Below are 18,242 nucleotides of genomic sequence, written 5' to 3' on the forward strand. Positions count from 1 at the left end.
TAGTCATCGTGCGCAGGGAGGGCAACCGATGAGCGAACGACCGGACGGCGTCGACCCGCTGGCCCTGGAGCAGCAGGTCTGTTTCGCCCTCTCGGTTGCCGCGCGCAGCGTGGTGGCCGTCTACCGGCCGCTGCTGGAACCGATGGGGTTGACCCACCCGCAGTACCTGGTGATGTTGGCCCTCTGGCAGCACGCGCCGTTGTCCGGCCGCGACCTCAGCCGCCTGCTCCAGCTCGATCCGGGCACGCTGTCACCCCTGCTCAAACGGCTGGAAGCGGCCGGCTACCTGCGCCGGGAGCGCGACCCGAGCGACGAGCGCAGCCTCGCGGTCACCCTCACCGCCAGCGGTGCCGCGCTGCGGAGTCAGGCGGAGCTGATCCCCGCCGCGATCGTTGCGCGACTCGGGCTGCCCGTCGAGGACCTGCAACACCTGCACGCCGTGCTCACCCGGCTGATCACGGCCGCCAACCGGCCGGCCGCCGCGGAGCCGGACGCGGCGGCTCAGGCGTCGGCGTAGACGGCGAACCCGCGCTCGGCGCAACGCCGGTAGAACGCGGCCAGCACGCCCAGCTCGGCGCAGGTGAAGTTCCACTGCGGCGGGTCGCCGCGCTCGTCGCGCAGCGCGTCGAGCCGACTCTCCAGCCAGCGCAGCTGCTGTTCGGCCAACCGGCCGTCACCGAGTAGAGCACGCAGCACGGTGCTCACCGACTCGAAGGTGACCGCCTCGCCGGTGGGGCGGTGCGCGGCCACGAACCGTTCGATGCCGCTCGCGATCCAGGAGCAGCCGTCCGGGTCGATCACCGGGTCCTCATCCTCGGCGGCGGCGTCTGTGGCGTACAACACACCTTCGAGGCCGAGCAGGAGATCCACCAACTCGGTGTACGCGGTCGCCCGGATGGTGCCGGTCTTCGCGATGAGCTCGGCCAGCGCCGCGGTCGGCGCGGAGATGCGCGGTAGGTCGACGATCTCGCCGAAGTCGACGAACTCGGCCGGCGCCACCGGATCGTAGAAGCGGCCGGTCCGCGGCCAGTGCACCGCGACGTTGTCCAGCCCCATCTGTCACCTCTTAAAGAGCACGTGTCGGGTCGATCGGGTCGATCGTCCCGGTTCCAACCCGTAAAGATCAAGGCTGGTTCCGGGGCGCCGCAAACGTACGGCACTGACGGTTCGGCCGCGACCCCCGACCCGCCCGACCGCGGGTCAACCCGTTCCGGGGCGGCGCGTGCGAAGGGGGCCTGGCGTGTGGGGGGAGTCGTAGGCGACGGGGTTCTGCCGGCTATGGACTTCTCAGCCGCCTCGCTGAGGGTGCCGAGTGGTGGATCTGTCCTCCGCGCACAGTAGGATTGACAGTGAGACGAAGACCCGGTGCGGGAGCGGGACGGGGCCGGTGGCCCAGGTTCATTCTCCACGTCGGGTCGAGCCGATCGCGATCCGCGGGCAACCGCGGCGACCGGCGCGTTCGACCCGCTGTCCGGAGGTCTCCGGCGCCGGTCCGCGCGCCGACGTCGCGTCCTGTCCGCCGAACCCGCGCCCGACGCGCCCCTACCGGCGCGGCTGACGCGAGAAAGTGGCCGAGGGTGGCAGCGCAGGACAAGCAGGAGTACGGCGCAGAGTCGATCACCGTTCTCGAGGGGCTGGAGGCCGTTCGTAAGCGGCCCGGTATGTACATCGGGTCCACCGGCGAGCGCGGTCTGCACCACCTCGTCTGGGAGGTTGTCGACAACGCTGTCGACGAGGCGCTGGCCGGATACTGCGACACCATCGACGTGGTGCTGCTCGCCGACGGCGGCGTCCGGGTCACCGACAACGGCCGTGGTTTCCCGGTCGACCTGCACCCGAAGCTCAAGAAGCCGGGTGTCGAGGTCGCGCTGACCGTGCTGCACGCCGGCGGCAAGTTCGACGGCAAGGCGTACGCGGTCTCCGGGGGTCTGCACGGCGTCGGTGTGTCAGTGGTGAACGCCCTCTCCACCCGGATGGCCGTGGAGATCCACAAGTCCGGTTTCGTCTGGCGGCAGCAGTACACCAACTCCAAGCCCAGCCCGCTGGACAAGGGCGAGGCCACCGACCGCACCGGCTCGGCGGTCTCCTTCTGGCCCGACCCCGACGTCTTCGAGACCGTCGACTTCGATTTCCAGACCATCTACCGGCGGCTGCAGGAGATGGCCTTCCTCAACCGTGCCCTCCGCATCCACCTGCTCGACGAGCGGGTGGCCGAGGAGGAGGACGGCCGGCAGCGCGAGGTCACCTTCTACTACGAGGGCGGCATCTCCGACTTCGTCCGGCACCTCAACGCCTCGAAGAACCCGATCCACAAGACGGTGGTCGAGTTCGGGGCCGAAGAGGAGGGGATGTCGGTCGAGATCGCCATGCAGTGGAACGAGTCGTACGGCGAGTCGGTCTACACCTTCGCCAACACCATCAACACCCACGAGGGCGGCACCCACGAGGAGGGCTTCCGGTCTGCGCTGACCAGCGTGGTCAACCGGTACGGCACCGACAAGAAGCTGCTCAAGGGCGACGAGAAGCTCTCCGGCGAGGACATCCGCGAGGGGCTCGCGGCGATCATCTCGGTCAAGCTGGCCAACCCGCAGTTCGAGGGCCAGACCAAGACCAAGCTGGGCAACACCCCGGTGAAGAGCTTCGTGCAGCGGGTGTGCAACGAGTGGCTGGTCGACTGGTTCGACCGCAACCCGGCCGAGGCCAAGATGATCATCACGAAGGCCTCCCAGGCGGCCCGGGCCCGGATCGCCGCCCAGCAGGCACGCAAGCTGGCCCGGCGCAAGTCGCTGCTGGAGTCCGGCTCGATGCCGGGCAAGCTGGCCGACTGCCAGTCGACCGACCCCCGCGAGTCCGAGGTGTTCATCGTCGAGGGTGACTCGGCCGGTGGCTCGGCCAAGCAGGGCCGCGACCCACGGACCCAGGCGATCCTGCCGATCCGCGGCAAGATCCTCAACGTGGAGAAGGCCCGGATCGACCGGGTGCTGAAGAACAACGAGGTCCAGGCGCTGATCACCGCGCTGGGCACGGGCATCCACGACGACTTCGACATGGAGAAGCTGCGGTACCACAAGGTGGTGCTGATGGCCGACGCGGACGTCGACGGCCAGCACATCCAGACGCTGCTGCTCACCCTGCTGTTCCGCTTCATGCGTCCGCTGGTCGAGCTGGGGCACGTCTATCTGGCCGCCCCGCCGCTCTACAAGATCAAGTGGAACAAGAAGGGCGACGACGCCCAGTACGCCTACTCCGACCGCGAGCGGGACGGCCTGATCCTGCTGCGCCAGCAGAAGAAGCCGAACGCCAAGCCGGACGACATCCAGCGCTTCAAGGGCCTCGGCGAGATGAACTATCCCGAGCTGTGGGAAACCACCATGAACCCGGCGACGCGTACCCTGCGTCAGGTCACTCTCGACGACGCGGCGACCGCCGACGAGTTGTTCAGTGTGCTGATGGGTGAGGACGTCGAGGCGCGCCGGTCGTTCATTCAGCGCAACGCCAAGGACGTGCGGTTCCTGGATATCTGACGGACTGCGGTGGATCGGCCGGGCAGTGCCCGGCCGATCCGGCGGTCCACAGAGTTATCCACAGCTTGGCCGGTATCCACAGCGGTTATCCACAGCACGAAAACGACTCTGAGTCTGATAAGGGTATACAGTGACCGATTCTCCCGAGTCCACACCGAACGAGCCCGAGGTCCCCGCCGAGGCCATCGCCGCGGTGGTCGCGCACGACCGGATCGAACCGGTCGGGCTCGAGGTGGAGATGCAGCGCTCCTACCTCGACTACGCGATGAGCGTCATCGTCGGTCGCGCGCTGCCGGACGTCCGGGACGGCCTCAAGCCGGTCCACCGCAAGATCCTCTACGCGATGTTCGACTCCGGCTACCGGCCGGACCGCGGCTACGTGAAGTGCTCCCGCGTCGTCGGTGACGTGATGGGCCAGTTCCACCCGCACGGCGACTCCGCGATCTATGACGCGCTGGTCCGGATGGCACAGCCCTGGTCGCTGCGCTACCCACTGGTCGACGGCAACGGCAACTTCGGCTCGCCGGGTAACGATCCGGCCGCCGCGATGCGCTACACCGAATGCAAGCTCGACCCGCTCGCGATGGAGATGCTGCGGGACATCGACGAGGACACCGTCGACCTGCAGGACAACTACGACGGCCGGGCCAAGGAGCCCACCATCCTGCCGTCGCGGATCCCCAACCTCCTGGTGAACGGCTCCGAGGGCATCGCGGTCGGCATGGCCACCAAGATCCCGCCGCACAACCTGCGGGAGATCGGCGCGGCGGTGCAGTGGTGCCTGGAGCACCCGGAGGAGGACGAGGAGACCACCCTCGAAGCCCTGCTCGGCATCGTCAAGGGCCCGGACTTCCCGACCTACGGCCTGATCGTCGGCACCACAGCGATCCAGGACGCGTACCGCACCGGTCGCGGCTCGATCCGGATGCGCGCCGTGGTGGAGGTCGAGGAGGACAAGCGGGGTCGCCCCTGCCTGGTCGTCAGCGAGCTGCCCTACCAGGTCAACCCGGACAACCTCGCCGAGCGGATCGCCGAGCTGATCAAGGAGGGCAAGCTCGCCGGTATCGCCGACATCCGCGACGAGTCCTCCGGTCGTACCGGTATGCGGATCGTGCTGGTGCTCAAGCGCGACGCCGTCGCGAAGGTCGTGCTGAACAACCTCTACAAGCACACCCAGCTCCAGGAGACCTTCGGCGCCAACATGCTGGCCCTGGTCGACGGGGTGCCGCGCACGCTCAACCTGGCGCAGTTCATCCGCTACTACGTCGAGCACCAGATCGACGTGATCCGCCGACGGACCGCGTTCCGGCTGCGCAAGGCCGAGGAGCGGGCGCACATCCTGCGCGGTCTCGGCAAGGCGCTGGACGCGCTGGACGAGGTCATCGCCCTGATCCGGCGCTCACCGACGGTGGACGACGCGCGGCAGGGCCTGATCCGGCTGCTGGAGATCGACGAGATCCAGGCGACAGCGATCCTGGACATGCAGCTGCGCCGGCTCGCCGCGTTGGAGCGGCAGCGGATCATCGACGACCTGGCCAAGCTCGAACTGGAGATCGCCGACCTCAAGGACATCCTCGCCAAGCCGGAGCGGCAGCGAAAGATCGTCTCGGAGGAGCTGGGCGAGATCGTCGCCAAGTGGGGCGACGACCGCCGTACGCAGATCATCCCGTTCGACGGCGAGGTCTCGATGGAGGACCTCATCGCCCGCGAGGACGTGGTCGTCACGATCACCCGCACCGGGTACGCCAAGCGGACCAAGGTCGATCTGTACCGCTCGCAGCGACGCGGCGGTAAGGGCGTCAGCGGCGCCACGCTGCGGCAGGACGACATCGTCAGCCACTTCTTCGTCTGCTCGACCCACGACTGGATCTTGTTCTTCACGAACAAGGGCCGGGTCTACCGGGCCAAGGCGTACGAGTTGCCGGAGGCCAGTAGGGTAGCCAAGGGCCAACACGTGGCCAATCTGCTCGCGTTCCTGCCCGACGAGCAGATCGCGCAGATCATTGAGATCCCGAACTACCAGGTAGCCCCCTATCTGGTACTGGCCACGAAGAACGGCCTGGTGAAGAAGACGCGGCTCGAGGAGTTCGACTCCAACCGTTCCGGCGGCATCATCGCGATCAACCTGCGCGATGAGGACGAGCTGGTCGGTGCTGCGCTGGTTGCCCCGGAGAACGACCTGCTGCTGGTCTCGAAGAAGGCACAGGCGATCCGGTTCAACGCCTCCGACGAGGCGTTGCGGCCGATGGGCCGGGCCACCTCGGGCGTGATCGGCATGCGCTTCACGGACGATGACGTCCTGCTGGCCATGGAGGTCGTGCGGGAAGGTTTGGACGTTCTGGTGGCCACGAACGGGGGATATGCCAAGCGCACCCCGATCGAGGAATACCCGGTGCAGGGCCGGGGAGGTAAGGGCGTGTTGACTGCGAAGATCACCGAGCGGCGCGGTGGTCTGGTCGGCGCGGTGGTGATCGATCCGGACGACGAGCTGTTCGCGATCACCAGCAATGGTGGTGTCATTCGGACTCCGGTGAAGCCTGTACGCCGTACGCGTGACCGGAACACAATGGGGGTCAAGCTGATGGACCTCCCGGACGGCGTGACTATCGTGGCGATTGCTCGCAATGCCGACGAGCCTGACGAACAGGACTAGTTGAATGACGGAGACACAGGCGAAGTCGGGGAACACGGGGACCTCGGCCAACCCGGTCGACGAGGAGGCCGCCAAGGGCGGCACACCAGCGACCGGCCGCGCGGCCGTAGGCCGGGCGACGGTCCCCGCCGATGCGCCTGCCCCGAAGTTCACCAGGGCTCCAGGTATGACGCCCCCGCCGGAGCAGCCGGGCGAGGACGACGGGGCGGGTGACAAGACCGAGGCGACGCCCAGCGCCGAGGCGCCGACGTCGGCTGCCGCCAAACCTTCGGGCCCGGCGGCGACACCCTCGGCCCGTCCGACGACCACCCAGCCGATCGGTGTCCGGGCCGGTCAGGCGGCGTCGGCCGGGTCCACCGGCACCCAGCCGCGGATCACCCCCGGGATGACCCAGCCGCAGCCGGAGGCGGCGCGTGGCACTGCCACGGCCACTGCCGGCCGCCCGGCCAGCGGCGGTGGCCTGCCGCCGGGGATCGGCAACCCGTCCGCCGTGGGTGCCGCCCGCGTCGGTGACGCGGTGCGCACCGCTCGTGCCTCGGTCAGCTCGGCCGCCTCCCGCGGGCCGCGCCGGGCCCGGCTGAACCTGAAGCGGATCGACCCGTGGTCCGTGATGAAGTTCGCATTCGCGGTGTCGGTGGTGCTCTTCATCGTCGTGGTGGTCGCCACCTCGGTGCTCTACCTGGCGCTGGACGCGATGGGTGTGTTCCAGAGCGTCAACGAGAGCCTGAGCGACCTGGTCAACGCCGGCGGTGGGCAGAGCACCAGCGGCTTCCAGATCACCGCCAAGGGCGTGATTCTCAGCTCGGCGCTGATCGGCCTGGTCAACGTGGTGCTGTTCACCGCGCTGGCCACGCTCGGTGCGTTCGTCTACAACGTCTGCGCCGACCTGGTCGGCGGGATCGAGCTGACCCTCGCCGAGCGGGACTGAACCACCGGGACGCCGGAGCATCGCGGAATGCGGTCGCTCCGGCGTCCCGTACTCAGGTAGGTTTTTGCAGGCGACGACGGGCCCGGCCCGCAGGCTCGGACCCCGATTTGGGGCCGGCAGAGCGGATGGGTTAATCTTGCTCGTCGCAACGCGGGGCTATAGCTCAGTCGGTTAGAGCGCAGAGCTGATAACTCTGAGGTCGATGGTTCGATTCCATCTAGCCCCACCGCATGTCGTCCGACGGTAGTCGAGCGCGAGGGGTCGCCCCATGTTCAAGAAGCTGCTGATTCTGGCTGGCGTCGTCGGTGTGGCCGCCGTCGTGTTCAACAAGATCAAGGCGTCGAACGATGAGCGTGCCCTGTGGCACGAGGCGACCACCGCGCCCGACCTGCGCTGACGTCCGGCCCGACGACGGGTGATCGTCGTGATGGCCACCACGGGGCCCTAGCTCAACTGGCAGAGCACTGCCTTTGCAAGGCAGGGGTTAGGGGTTCGAGTCCCCTGGGCTCCACCACGCACAGCCTGTGAGCTGCACCGGAGCTAAGTTCGAGATTATCGGGCACAGATTCGGCACACACCAGGAATAATCTTCCCTCGGTTGGCATCTACCGGTGGTGCGCCGCAGCCCGCAGGATATCACCGATGACACCGCGCCGTCGCTCTCGGCGAGGCCACCAGGGGACGTAGGTCCCCAAGGTGATCCGTAGAGTCTGGTGACGCAGGAGCCGTTGCACGTCCTGTGGTTCGGCGTGATTGGTGATCAGTGTCGTGGCGAAGAAGTGCCGCAGCGCATGAAACCCTCCGTGCTTCTTCGGCCATCCCGCCTTATCCCGCCACTTGACCCACTCATTCGACCAGGTCCGGTCCGTGAACGGATTCCCTCGCGTGGTTGTGAACAACAGTGGCACCGAGCGGCGAACCGGGTCGCCGGAGGTTATGTCGACCATCTCGACCTCGACCGGGCAGCCGCTCACTTCCGCCTATCGAACATGTGTGCGATCCTCACGTGACGAAGGAGCTGGTCACGCGTTGGTGGAACGGCGTGTGGGGACGACTGACCCGACGTGACGTGTGGCTTGCTCGGGAGGTGCGGTGGCACGTCATCGCTAGGGCTGGCGACTCCGAGACGGGCAGGGTGCTCCGCTGGGAGTTCGACACGGAGGACGAGGCCCGTCGGATGGTGCGGCGTCTTATCCAAGCTGACCGGAGTCCCTGGCGCGAGCACTCGCGTGACGCAACCACGCAACCACGCAACCACCAGAGTAAGGACAGCGGCCGGACTGCCGGCGAAGTGGTTCAAAGGTTCTGTACGTCTTCAAGGCGGCCCTTGACGGGCCGCACGCGCCGCCGATTGGGCGTCGCGCTGCGCAGCGGGCAAGCCCAAAGCTGCGCAGCACGCCCAGTGCCCATTGGCTGGCGCGGATAGCGGGAACCCGGGCCGCCGCAGACGGTAGCGGCGAGTGTTGTTGAAGTTCGTGGGGCCGGCAGTCGGCCGGGCGCGGCGGCCGTCGCACCGTAGGGCGAGTCACCGTCGGCCGTGGTGGGGATGCGGCGCGGAGGATGCGGTGCCGCCCCTCCGACCTCAAGGGTGCTGCGCATCGCTGCGCGACGGCCCTGCGGGCCGCCCTTGACCCCGGAGCCTCTGCGACCCCTCGGGCTGGCGTTGCCGGCAGGCGTGGGCCTGCCCTTGATGCTCGCGCCGCATCCCCACCACGACCTCGTCGGTCCTCGCCGGCCGCCGTGAGACGTCAAGGCATCGTTGACTACCTCTGCAACGATGGAGTTCCGGCATGCGCCATTGAGAGGTAGAAGAAGGGGCCGCTACTTGTCTAGCAAGGATCAGTTTCGTCCGGTACAGGAGCGCGTCCGAGCATGGGTTGCTTCCGGGGAAGTTGAGAGCGAGTTCTTCATCTTCTATCTGGGAAGGCTTACAGACGCCACGAATGCGCTTTTCTCTTCGATCAGACGCAAGATCTCATACGTGTTTTTGTTGACAATCGTTTTTGAGCTTCTAAGCCGGAGGTTCATCACGGAAGCAGAGATTGTTGGCGTAAAGATCGGCAACGTCTCCTTTTTTCGCGTCTTCATGCCCGTCGTCGTGGCGTACTTGTTCGCCTCATCTGTAGCACAACTGGATTCAGCATTCCTGTATAGGATTGTTATTCGTAGTGCGATCGAGGAAAGAATGCCGGCATTCTCTCGGAACCACCTGCACCAACTTCTAACCAGGATGGAGGGCCCGCTCGCCGGATCGGTTCACGACGAGACCTTCCTCTATCCAGGCTTGGATGGGCCCAACTTGAGGACCGTTAGCTCTCTGGTTTACATGGTGTCATTCTTTCTCGTTCCTGTTGCTGCGGCGATGTACATGTTCGTCCGTTTGTTCCTGGCCGAATATTCCTCCATTGAGAATTGGATAGCTCTGGCCGTGGCTCTCATTCTCTTCGTACTTGGTGGCTGGACGCTTAGCCAGAGCCTCTCGCGCTCGGAGTAGCGAACGATCACGATAGCCCCAGCTACGCCGATCCGTGCCCGATCCGTGCCCGATGCAGTGGTCAACACAGGACAGCAAAGGTCCGCCGCAGACGTTGGCGGCGTCCCGGGCACTTGCTTGACCAGTGGGCGGCACGGTCGTAGTTCCCGACTCAACCCAATTCCCAAGCTGATGACCGATCACCTGAGCGTGACAGTTGCCCTGGACTACGGGAGTATCGCCGCGTGGGCACGACCGCAGTAGCACTTTGGGTTCCTCTTGCCGCCGGAGTCCTCGGCATCGTGGGTGCTCTGGCAGGCACCGCAGTTACCCAACGGGCCACGAGGAAGCGCGAGGATCGCCGCTGGGAACGCGAGCGCGAGCTAGACCAGGTCCGCTACGAACGCGAGCGTCTTGCGCGGCAGCGCGAACGCCGGACTGCCCTCTACGTGGATCTGGCCGAGTACACCCAGAGCGAGCAGTCCAGCCTGGAGGCCGTGACTGACGAGTACGGCGAGCGCCGCGTCCAGGTGCCCGACCTTCAACATCCGGATCGACTCACGGCGCGCGTGAAGCTGTACGCCACCCCTCAGGTGCGCAAAAGCTGGATCGCGCTGGTCCGGGCGATGGAACTCGTCCGTTGGGAGTGGTCCGAAGGGGACGTGAACCAGAACGAACACCACAGGTGGCTTGATCAGGACAATCCCGCTGTGGTCAGGCTGGACGAGGCAATCAAGGACATGCAGTCGGCCCTCAGTGCGGCCATCGACGAGGATACCTAAGCTATCCCCGGTTCAAACGACGCGACGTAGCCGGTCACCGTCGCTCCTCCAACGGCTCGTCATTGAATACCCTGCCCATCAGCGCCTCCACTGCCTCCGCCGACGTGCGGCCGTCGGCGAGAAGATCCTTACCGTAGTCGCGCAACGCCCGCTCTACACCGCCGAGTTGCTCCGCCAAGTGGGCGGCCTGGGCCTTCGCTGCGGATGCTTCGGCTTCGGCGATCGCCAGCCGCTCCACGTGGTCGCCGGACGGCACCGCAGACGCGCCGAGGATGGCGTGGACCTCGGCGGCTGCCAGCAGTTCCCGGCGTCGGCCGCGCTTGAGCCACCCCGCCATCGAGGCGGAGTCGGCAAGGTCGGCAAGTTCTTCGGCGCGATGTGCGTGCCAGTCGGCGGAAAGGATGGGGCCGGTCTCGTTCATCGTGATCTCCGTCCGTGGTCGATCAGTACGGCCAGCCGCCAGCCGGCCCCTACTCGTCGGGTCAATTCTCGGCAGCTTCGGCATCGGTGAGAAGCAGGGCGGGCACGCGCATCTCACCTGCGCGAGGAGCGGTCAAGCGACGAACAGTGCGGCGAGGGTCGTAGCGGCGGCGAGAAGCGTCGACAGCGCTGTGACCAGGGCCGCTACGGCTGTGAGATAGCCGATCCGGTGCCTGTGCTGGTCGTCGCTTTGGTTGGCCCGTACACGACGGGTTGCTAACCTGGGCACTCGATCTCCTCATGTAGTCCGTTGCACGCGGATCAACACGGAGTTCACTGCGGCACCCGTTCCTAGGCGGGTGCCGCTCCGTGTCTCTAGAGGTTCTACACCGCTGTAGTGACAGAGCCTGTGGCCGACGCTGTGTACAAGCACAGCCGTGTAGTTCCTCCGGCGTTGATCGAAGCACTCGATGACCAGGCAGTTCAACAACGCCGGTGGACGAGCCTCTGGACAACCTGTGGACAGCGCCGCCGAACAGGTGTGCTAGCTGTGCACAGCCTGTGGGTATAAATGTCGTAGCGCCAACGAAGTCATGCTCTGAGAAGCGGAAACGTACTCCCCACCCTGTGGATGAAAGTATTCCGGGTGTGTGGAACAAAACGTGCAACTGCGGCGTGTCTTCCTCGTCCACACTGTGGGCAGGCAATGGCTGGTTGAGCGCCTAAGGCGTCAGCGAGAAGTCAGCAAAAGCGTAGACAGCCCGTGTGAATCGCTGGCAGCAAACGACAGACGCTGGATGCTGGGTGGCAGCTTTCGCTACTCATCAACAGCATTCAGCGTCCTTCATCCGCCTTTGCAAGGCAGGCGTCGGGGTCCGGACCACCGTCGGTGCGCTGAGTGGTATCCGGAGATCATCGGGCACAGATCCGGCACAGCCGACAGCGACAACGCATGCGAAACGTCGAGAGGCACCGAGGAACGCGATCGAGGTCAGGGGGCCGCTGGGTCCACTTTCTGTGGATTGCCACCACCTAGCGGGTTAGGGGTTCGAGTCCCCTGGGCTCCACCAGCATTTTCTTTGGTTGACCTCGGGTTTGAGTACCGGACCTATCGCGGCCATCAGGCGTGGACCGATCTGCCCGATCACACCTTCAGGACGTCCACGTCGTACAGCGCTATCGACGCGTCGCGGGACGCGAGGGTCAGCCCTTCGGTGATTGCCTGTGCCACCAGCATGCGGTCGAAGGGATCGCGGTGATGCGATGGCAGGCGGCCTGCGGCGATGGCGTGGGCGTGGGTCACGGGGAGTTCCCGGAAACCCATGTCTCTCACCCGCTCTGCAAGGTCAGGGGGTCCGGCGAGTTTCCCGGTGGCCTGCTTGATGGTGATCTCCCACAGGCTGACCGGAGAGAGGAAGATGTCCGGCTCGTGGCGCAGTTGGTCGAGCAACTCGGTGCCGAGGGTCGGGTCGCCGGTGATGGCCCAGAGCGCGACGTGAGTGTCCAGCAGCAGGTTCATGCGCCGATGCCGAAGTCGTCGGCGATCTCGGCATTGGTCTGTGGTGAGTCCCAGTCACCGGAGAGGTCCAGTTGGCCGGCAAGGGAGCCGACCGCGGTGCGGTTGGCCCGTCGGACCAGCGGTACGACCTTCGCCACCGGGGTGCCCGCCCGGTCGATGATGATCTCCTCGCCGCGTTCCACCCGTTCGATGATGCGCGACAGATGGGTCTTGGCATCATGCATGTTGTAGTGCACGGCCTCAGCCGACATGGCGCAACCTCCTCGCTTAGCTAAGGGATTAGTTTAGCCGGCTCGCGACGCCGAGAAGGCGATCAGGGGTGAGGTCCCGCTGCCTGCGCCGATCCGGAACGGTCTGCGTGGACGTGACTCGTGGGCGATTCGCATGGCCGGGACCGGCGGTGCGGTCAGGCGGGCTGGGTGAGTGAGACGGTTTCGCCGCGCGCGATGGTGCGCATCTGCCGTGCCCAGCCACGACGGCGGGCCTCGTCGACGAAGTGCGCCAGCGGGGAGCGGAAGACCGGGTAGTCGTCGTAGTGGATCGGCACTGTCAGCCTCGGTCGGATCAGCTCCACCAGGTCCGCACCCTGGCGGGCGTCCATGGTGAGCAGGATCCCGGCGATCTTCGTGCCGCCCAGGTGGATCAGCATGGCGTCGATGTCCGGGTAGCGTTCGGGGATCGCGGTGAGCAGCGGCCGGTTGAGGGTGTCGCCGGTGACGTAGAGCCGGAACTCGCGCCGCCCGGAACGCTCCACGTCGATCATCGTGCCCATCACGTCGGGCATCAGCAGGTCCACTGCCCCCGGGCCGTGCTTGCCGGGCATCGAGGTCAGGCGCAGTGTCGTACCGTCGCGGCGCAGCTCCCGGGACGACCAGGTCGGCAGGCCCTGCGCGGCCTGGAAGCCCCAGCGGCGTAGCTTGCGTTCCGCAGCGGGGGTGGTGACGATCGGCAGCTCCCGGTCCAGTTCCCGACGGGCCACCCGGTCGAAGTGGTCGCCGTGCAGATGGGAGAGGACCACCGCGTCCAACTCGGGGAGCTGGGCGATTGGCAGTGCCGGGTCCGTGCGTCGGCGCGACCACAACCCCTTGCCCAGGTACGCCCGCTGGCCCCGGTGCAGGAAGTTCGGGTCGGTCAACAGGGTGAACCCGCCGATCCGCAGCACCGTCGTGGCGGTACCGATGAACGTCACCTGCGGTTGCTCTGCCACGGTGTCCACCTCCTCCGGCTCCGGTACCCCGGTGCGCCGGCGGCATGCGGCGTACCGACGCTCAGCGCGTCGAGTCGCTGTTGTCCGTGGAGGCGGTGTCGGGTCGGGCCTGGGGCACGTGCTCCATCAGCTTCGTGAGTGCGCCGTTGGCGAAGGTCGCGCCGAGCGCCGACCCGGCTCCGATGGTCCAGCCGACCGGCCCGAGCGGGGTGCAGCCAAAGAACTGGCTCACCCCCGGCGTCTGCACCACCACGACCAGCACGCCCAGTGAGGCCAGCGTGGAGGCCAGCACGGCCGGGCTGGTGCCGCCGGCCAGGATGGTCTGCCCGAGTTGGGTGCCGACCAGGGAGACCAGGGCGACGGTGCCCGCCCGCTGGCGGCGTCCGGTGTAGCGGGCCAACGTCCAACCCGCTGTCGCGCCCAGCGTGGTGGCTGTCGCCCGCAGCCCGATCTCCCTGGTGAGGCTCTCGCCGAGCGCCGTGTCCGGGCCCTCCCGCAGCAGCGCGTCGGCGCGGTCCGACGCGGGTGGCCGGACCGCGATGGCCAGCGCCGGCGCCAGGTCGGTGAGCAGGTTGACCAGCAGAAGCTGGCGCCCGGTGAGCGCCGAACGGCCGGTCGCCGCGGCGCTGAGCACACTGAAGGCGATCTCACCGAGGTTGCCGCCGACCAGGATGCTCAGCGCGTGCCGCACCGACGACCACATCGCCCGCCCTTCGATCAGGGTCGCGATGATGGTTTCCAACCGATCGTCGGTGACCACCAGGTCCGCTGCGGCGCGGGCGGCCGGGGTGCCCCGTTGGCCGAGGGCGATGCCGACGTCGGCCAGCCGGATCGCCGGGGCGTCGTTGGCGCCGTCGCCGGTCATCGCCACTGTCCGCCCGCACTTCTGCAACGACTGGATGATCCGCACCTTGTGGGCCGGGGTGCAGCGGGCCACCACGTCGGTGTTGGTCAACCGCTCCGCGAGCGCGTCGTCGTCCAGTTGGTCGAGCTCACCGGCGGTGACCACCCGCTGTTCGTCGTGGTCGCTGATGGTGGCGGCGATCGCCTCGGCGGTGGCCGGATGATCGCCGGTGATCATGATGGTGTGCACGCCGGCCTGCCGGATCCGGCGTACCGCCGGGGCGGCGCTCTCCCGAACACCGTCGGAGAGGGCCAGGAAACCCACGAAGGTGAGCCCTCGAACGTCGGAGTCGGTGACCTTCGGGTCGTTCACGGGGCACTCGGCGACGGCCAGGATCCGGTTGCCGGCACCGGCCCGGTCGGCGAGCATCCGTTCCAACTCCGCGCGGCCGGCGTCGTCCAGCGGCTCCTGACGGCCGTCGGTGCGTCGGGACGAACAGCGGGGCAGCACCGTCTCCGGAGCACCCTTGACGCTCAACAGCAGGTGACCGTCGGTCTGCCCGATGCTCGCGTGGTAGCCGCGGGACGGCTCGAACGGCAGGCCGCCGGCAGCGTGCCAACCGGCGGCACCGGTCTGCTCCACCACGCCGGCCTCCCCGGCGCCCCGCCGGACCGCCCGGTCGGTCTGCAACGCCAACTCCTCCGGGTCCTTCGCGGCGGGGGTGGCCCGCAGCGCCGCGGCCAACGTCATCCGGAGCCGGTCGTCCAACCGGTCCACCGGTGCGTACCGGTCACCGACGCCGTCGCCGACCCCGGCGAGCAGCAACTGGCCCTCGGTGAGGGTGCCGGTCTTGTCGAAGCAGAGCACGTCCACCCGGCCCAACGCCTCGATGGTGCGCGGGTTGCGGACCAACGCACCGTGCTCGGCCAGCCGCCGGGCCGCGGCCAACTGCGCCGCGCTGACCAGGAACGGCAACCCCTCCGGCACCGACGCCACGGCGAGGTTCGCGGCGGTCGCCGCCGTTTCGGCCAGGGGTACGCCCCGAAGCAGGCCCGCGCCGGCCACCGCTATCGCGGAACCGGCTGCCAGCGGGATGGCGGTGCTGGTCAACGACCCGAGCCGAGCCTCCACCCCACTGGTCGGGGGTGCCTGCCGCACCAGCGCGAGGCTGCGCCCCGCCTCGGTGTCGTTGCCGGTCGCCACCACCACGGCGGTGCCGTGCCCGGCGGCGACTGTGGTGCCCTCGTAGAGCATCGAGTGCCGGTCGGCGATGGCGGCGGCGACGACCGGCCGGTTGGACTTGGCGACCGGCAGCGACTCACCGGTCAGCGACGACTCGTCGGCCTCCAGGCCCACCGACTCGAGCACCCGGCAGTCGGCGGGCACCGAGTCTCCCGGTTCGAGGGCGATGACGTCCCCGAGGACCAGGTCCTCGGCGGCGAGCACCTGATCGGCGCCGTCCCGGCGGACCCGTGCGGTCACCGCCGACCGCGACAGCAGCTCCGCCAGTGACCTCGCGGTGTTGCGTTCGTGCACAGCCCCGATCAGGGCGGACCCACCGACCACGCTGCTCACCAGCGCGGCGTCGACAAGTGAACCGAACGACGCGGAGAGCACCGCCCCGGCGGCCAGCACCGGAGTGAGCGGGTTGGACAGCTCGTCGACGAAGGCGCGCAGCAACCCACCACTGCCGGGTGCGGCACCGCCGTTGTCGGCGGAAGCGTGGCGTCGACGCTGCGCTTCGGCGCTGGCCAGGCCGTCCGGTGTGGAGCGCAGGTGGTCGAGCACGGTGCCGACGGGCATCAGGTGCCAGGGAGTCGCCACGGGCGCCGGAGTGTCCGACTGGTCGGGTAACCGGCGGGCCTGCCAGACCCCGTTCCCGAAGGCCAACGCGGCCGCGCCGTTCACCGCGACGAGCGACCGGCCGGGCAGCTCGGTCGGCGGGGCCGTGAACGCGCCCAGCGCCCCGAGACCGGTGCCGGCCATGGCCAGCCGGATGTTCTGCTGGGCGGTACGCCGAGCCACCCCGGTCGCCTCGATCACCAGGGCCACCACCCGCAGGTCGGCACCGACCAGCAGGTGTGCCCCCCACGGGGGCAGCTCCTCCGGCGCGGCGAACCCGAGACCGCAGTCGGACGCGCCGAGCGCCTTGCGGTCGGCGGAAACGAGCATCACCATCGCGCCGTCGCGCTGTAGTTTGCGGACCGACTCGACCAACTGGTCCCCGCCGGGCAGCATCGCGTCGGCGAAGCCGTACCGCTGCTCGTCGCCGCCGGCAACGATCAGCCGCAGGCCGGCCCGCCGCGCGGCGGCCGGCAACCCGTCGACACCGGGTGCGGGTTCCGGCTCGACCCGCAGGAGCGCGGCGAGCCGGTCGCCGTGGGCGAGGCCGAGCAGTCGGCCGCCGGCCGAGCGCAGCCGGTCCGCGTCCGCGATGGCGTCCAGGTCGTTCGTGGGCATCTGGTCCAACGGTCCGAGCCGCCAGCCGTCCGCCGCACGGGAAGCGGCCGGATCGTCCGGGTCGAACAACGCGAAGGCCCGCTCGGCCACCTCGTCGACGTCCGCGTCGGACGCCGGCGCCAGGTCGGCGAGTACGCCCCGGTCCGAGCCGAGCACCGCGGCGTCCAGCACGAGCGTGTCGATCCGGTCCAACTCCCGCAGCACACTGCGGTCCATCGCGATCACCCCGCGCCGCGCCAGCATTCGGCCGAGCTGGGCGGCGTACCCCTCACGTCCACTGCCGGGTGCCTTCGGTAGCGCCGACAGGCCCAGCGCGGCGGCCCGCTTGCGCCCGGCGAAGGGCACCGCCGCAACGCCGGCCGCCGTACCTGCGGCGAGCATCCGGTTGATGTACCGCTCGACCGGGCCGTGCGGCTTGGGCCGGGGACGGTCGGCTATCGGCCACCGGGCGACGGCACGCTCGGGGTCCCCGGTCAGCCGCGGTTCCGCGTTCTCCCAGGCGGAGAACTGAGCCCGGTCCTCACCCCACTCCACGAGCCGTTGGGCGCCGTCGAGGACGATGCCGGTCCAGCGGCCGGCAAGACCCTGGACCACTGCCTCGGCCAGCGGAAAGAGGACCTCCGCACGCGGGTCGGAGCGCAGTGTCCTGCCGAGGAACGCGTGCAGCTTCGGTTGCAGGTCGACCGCCGCCAGCACGCCGGCCACCTCACCGGGCAGCGGCGCGAACGGCAGGATCCGGGTGGCCGCCCAGAGGGTCAGACCCAGCGCGTCCGAGGCGAGCGCGCCGAGGGTGCGCGGGTTGTGCGGGCCCTCCTCGGGCGGGTGCGGGGGTGGGATCTCCGGGTCGGGCTCGTGATCGCAGGTCCGCTCGACCCGGCTGATGGTGGCGATGAGGTCGTCGAGATCCGGTTCGGGGGCCTGCACGGCCACCACCACCCGCCCGGACGGAGCGTTCACCCTGGCCCAGGCCACCCCGGGCATCCGCTCCAGCGCGCCCTCGACCTGCCGGGCGAGTTGGTCGCCGCCCTCCTGGCACACGCCGTGCACCTCGATGTGGTGCCGACCGGGGCGTGACCAGACCCGACGTCGAGTGAGCCCGACCGACCGGGCCAGCCGGGTCGCGGCCGACCCGACGGTCCGGGACGCCTCGCCGATCAGGTGCGGCACACCGAAGGACGGCAGGATGCGGCCGGCAGCGCGTCCCGCCGCCGTCATCGAGGCGTACGGCTGGACGGACGCCAGCCCGGCTCCCTGTTGCCGCTGGTCCTGACCTTGGCCATGTCGTCCTCCCACCGCGCTCACGTCCGGCGGCCTGGCTTCCCTACCTGCCATCCGTTATGCCCCCTGAGCGACGGAATTTTCCGTCGCCGCTGGCGCATGGACGGGTTGGGCTGTGGAATCCGACGAGCATCACCGGACATGGGGAGGTCGG

14 protein-coding genes and 3 tRNA genes are annotated in these 18,242 nt (G+C 68.4%); 10 read left to right on the forward strand and 7 right to left on the reverse strand.

Annotation, left to right across the window (positions count from 1 at the left end):
* The first annotated feature begins 28 nt into the window (after positions 1-28).
* A complete protein-coding gene (locus QSK15_RS00735; protein WP_285792442.1) occupies positions 29-517 on the forward strand; it encodes a MarR family winged helix-turn-helix transcriptional regulator in 489 nt (162 codons plus the stop codon).
* Here QSK15_RS00735 and QSK15_RS00740 read toward each other — a convergent pair.
* Entirely contained in the window at positions 502-1,056 is a 555-nt protein-coding gene (locus QSK15_RS00740; RefSeq protein ID WP_030331882.1) for a hypothetical protein, read from the reverse strand. The genes QSK15_RS00735 and QSK15_RS00740 overlap by 16 nt on opposite strands.
* A gap of 521 nt (positions 1,057-1,577) precedes the next feature.
* Between QSK15_RS00740 and gyrB the strand changes: the two genes are divergently transcribed.
* The 6 genes from gyrB (at position 1,578) to QSK15_RS00770 (ending at position 7,619) form a co-directional block, all read left to right on the forward strand.
* The gene (gene gyrB / locus QSK15_RS00745; protein ID WP_285792443.1) at positions 1,578-3,524 is read left to right on the forward strand and encodes a DNA topoisomerase (ATP-hydrolyzing) subunit B; all 1,947 of its coding nucleotides are present in this window, start codon (positions 1,578-1,580) and stop codon (positions 3,522-3,524) included.
* A 130-nt stretch (positions 3,525-3,654) separates the two neighbouring features.
* Entirely contained in the window at positions 3,655-6,177 is a 2,523-nt protein-coding gene (gene gyrA / locus QSK15_RS00750) for a DNA gyrase subunit A (RefSeq protein ID WP_285792444.1), read from the forward strand.
* A 4-nt stretch (positions 6,178-6,181) separates the two neighbouring features.
* Positions 6,182-7,105, forward strand: a complete 924-nt coding sequence (locus tag QSK15_RS00755; protein WP_285792445.1) for a DUF3566 domain-containing protein — start codon at positions 6,182-6,184, stop codon at positions 7,103-7,105.
* A gap of 152 nt (positions 7,106-7,257) precedes the next feature.
* Positions 7,258-7,331, forward strand: a tRNA-Ile gene (locus tag QSK15_RS00760).
* A 42-nt stretch (positions 7,332-7,373) separates the two neighbouring features.
* Positions 7,374-7,502 (forward strand): DLW-39 family protein, encoded by a 129-nt coding sequence (locus QSK15_RS00765; protein WP_209444550.1) that lies wholly within the window; start codon positions 7,374-7,376, stop codon positions 7,500-7,502.
* A gap of 41 nt (positions 7,503-7,543) precedes the next feature.
* Positions 7,544-7,619, forward strand: a tRNA-Ala gene (locus QSK15_RS00770).
* Positions 7,620-7,710: 91 nt separating this feature from the next.
* Here the strand turns inward: QSK15_RS00770 and QSK15_RS00775 are convergent.
* A complete protein-coding gene (locus tag QSK15_RS00775; protein WP_285794286.1) occupies positions 7,711-8,052 on the reverse strand; it encodes a tyrosine-type recombinase/integrase in 342 nt (113 codons plus the stop codon).
* Between the two features lie 830 nt (positions 8,053-8,882).
* Between QSK15_RS00775 and QSK15_RS00780 the strand changes: the two genes are divergently transcribed.
* Positions 8,883-9,599 carry a hypothetical protein gene (locus QSK15_RS00780; RefSeq protein WP_285792446.1) on the forward strand — a complete coding sequence of 239 codons (717 nt, stop codon included), beginning with the start codon at positions 8,883-8,885 and terminating at the stop codon, positions 9,597-9,599.
* A 224-nt stretch (positions 9,600-9,823) separates the two neighbouring features.
* Entirely contained in the window at positions 9,824-10,360 is a 537-nt protein-coding gene (locus QSK15_RS00785) for a hypothetical protein (protein ID WP_285792447.1), read from the forward strand.
* A 34-nt stretch (positions 10,361-10,394) separates the two neighbouring features.
* On the opposite strand, the gene QSK15_RS00790 is transcribed toward QSK15_RS00785, so the two are convergent.
* Positions 10,395-10,781, reverse strand: a complete 387-nt coding sequence (locus QSK15_RS00790; RefSeq protein ID WP_285792448.1) for a hypothetical protein — start codon at positions 10,779-10,781, stop codon at positions 10,395-10,397.
* Between the two features lie 994 nt (positions 10,782-11,775).
* Between QSK15_RS00790 and QSK15_RS00795 the strand changes: the two genes are divergently transcribed.
* Positions 11,776-11,850, forward strand: a tRNA-OTHER gene (locus tag QSK15_RS00795).
* Between the two features lie 74 nt (positions 11,851-11,924).
* On the opposite strand, the gene QSK15_RS00800 is transcribed toward QSK15_RS00795, so the two are convergent.
* The 4 genes from QSK15_RS00800 to QSK15_RS00815 all read right to left on the reverse strand — a co-directional run bounded on the left by QSK15_RS00800 (position 11,925) and on the right by QSK15_RS00815 (position 18,025).
* Positions 11,925-12,299: a type II toxin-antitoxin system VapC family toxin gene (locus tag QSK15_RS00800; protein ID WP_285792449.1), complete on the reverse strand. Its 375-nt coding sequence runs from the start codon at positions 12,297-12,299 to the stop codon at positions 11,925-11,927.
* The gene (locus QSK15_RS00805) at positions 12,296-12,550 is read right to left on the reverse strand and encodes a type II toxin-antitoxin system Phd/YefM family antitoxin (RefSeq protein ID WP_102659982.1); all 255 of its coding nucleotides are present in this window, start codon (positions 12,548-12,550) and stop codon (positions 12,296-12,298) included. Before QSK15_RS00805 ends, QSK15_RS00800 begins: the two co-directional genes overlap by 4 nt.
* 155 nt (positions 12,551-12,705) lie before the next feature.
* The gene (locus QSK15_RS00810) at positions 12,706-13,506 is read right to left on the reverse strand and encodes an MBL fold metallo-hydrolase (protein ID WP_285792450.1); all 801 of its coding nucleotides are present in this window, start codon (positions 13,504-13,506) and stop codon (positions 12,706-12,708) included.
* Between the two features lie 61 nt (positions 13,507-13,567).
* On the reverse strand, positions 13,568-18,025 hold the full coding sequence (locus tag QSK15_RS00815; protein WP_285794287.1) for a cation-translocating P-type ATPase: 4,458 nt from the start codon (positions 18,023-18,025) through the stop codon (positions 13,568-13,570).
* Between the last annotated feature and the right edge of the window lie 217 nt (positions 18,026-18,242).

It is taken from the genome of Micromonospora sp. NBRC 107095, from assembly GCF_030269705.1.
GTDB classification, from domain to species: Bacteria; Actinomycetota; Actinomycetes; order Mycobacteriales; family Micromonosporaceae; genus Micromonospora; species Micromonospora parva.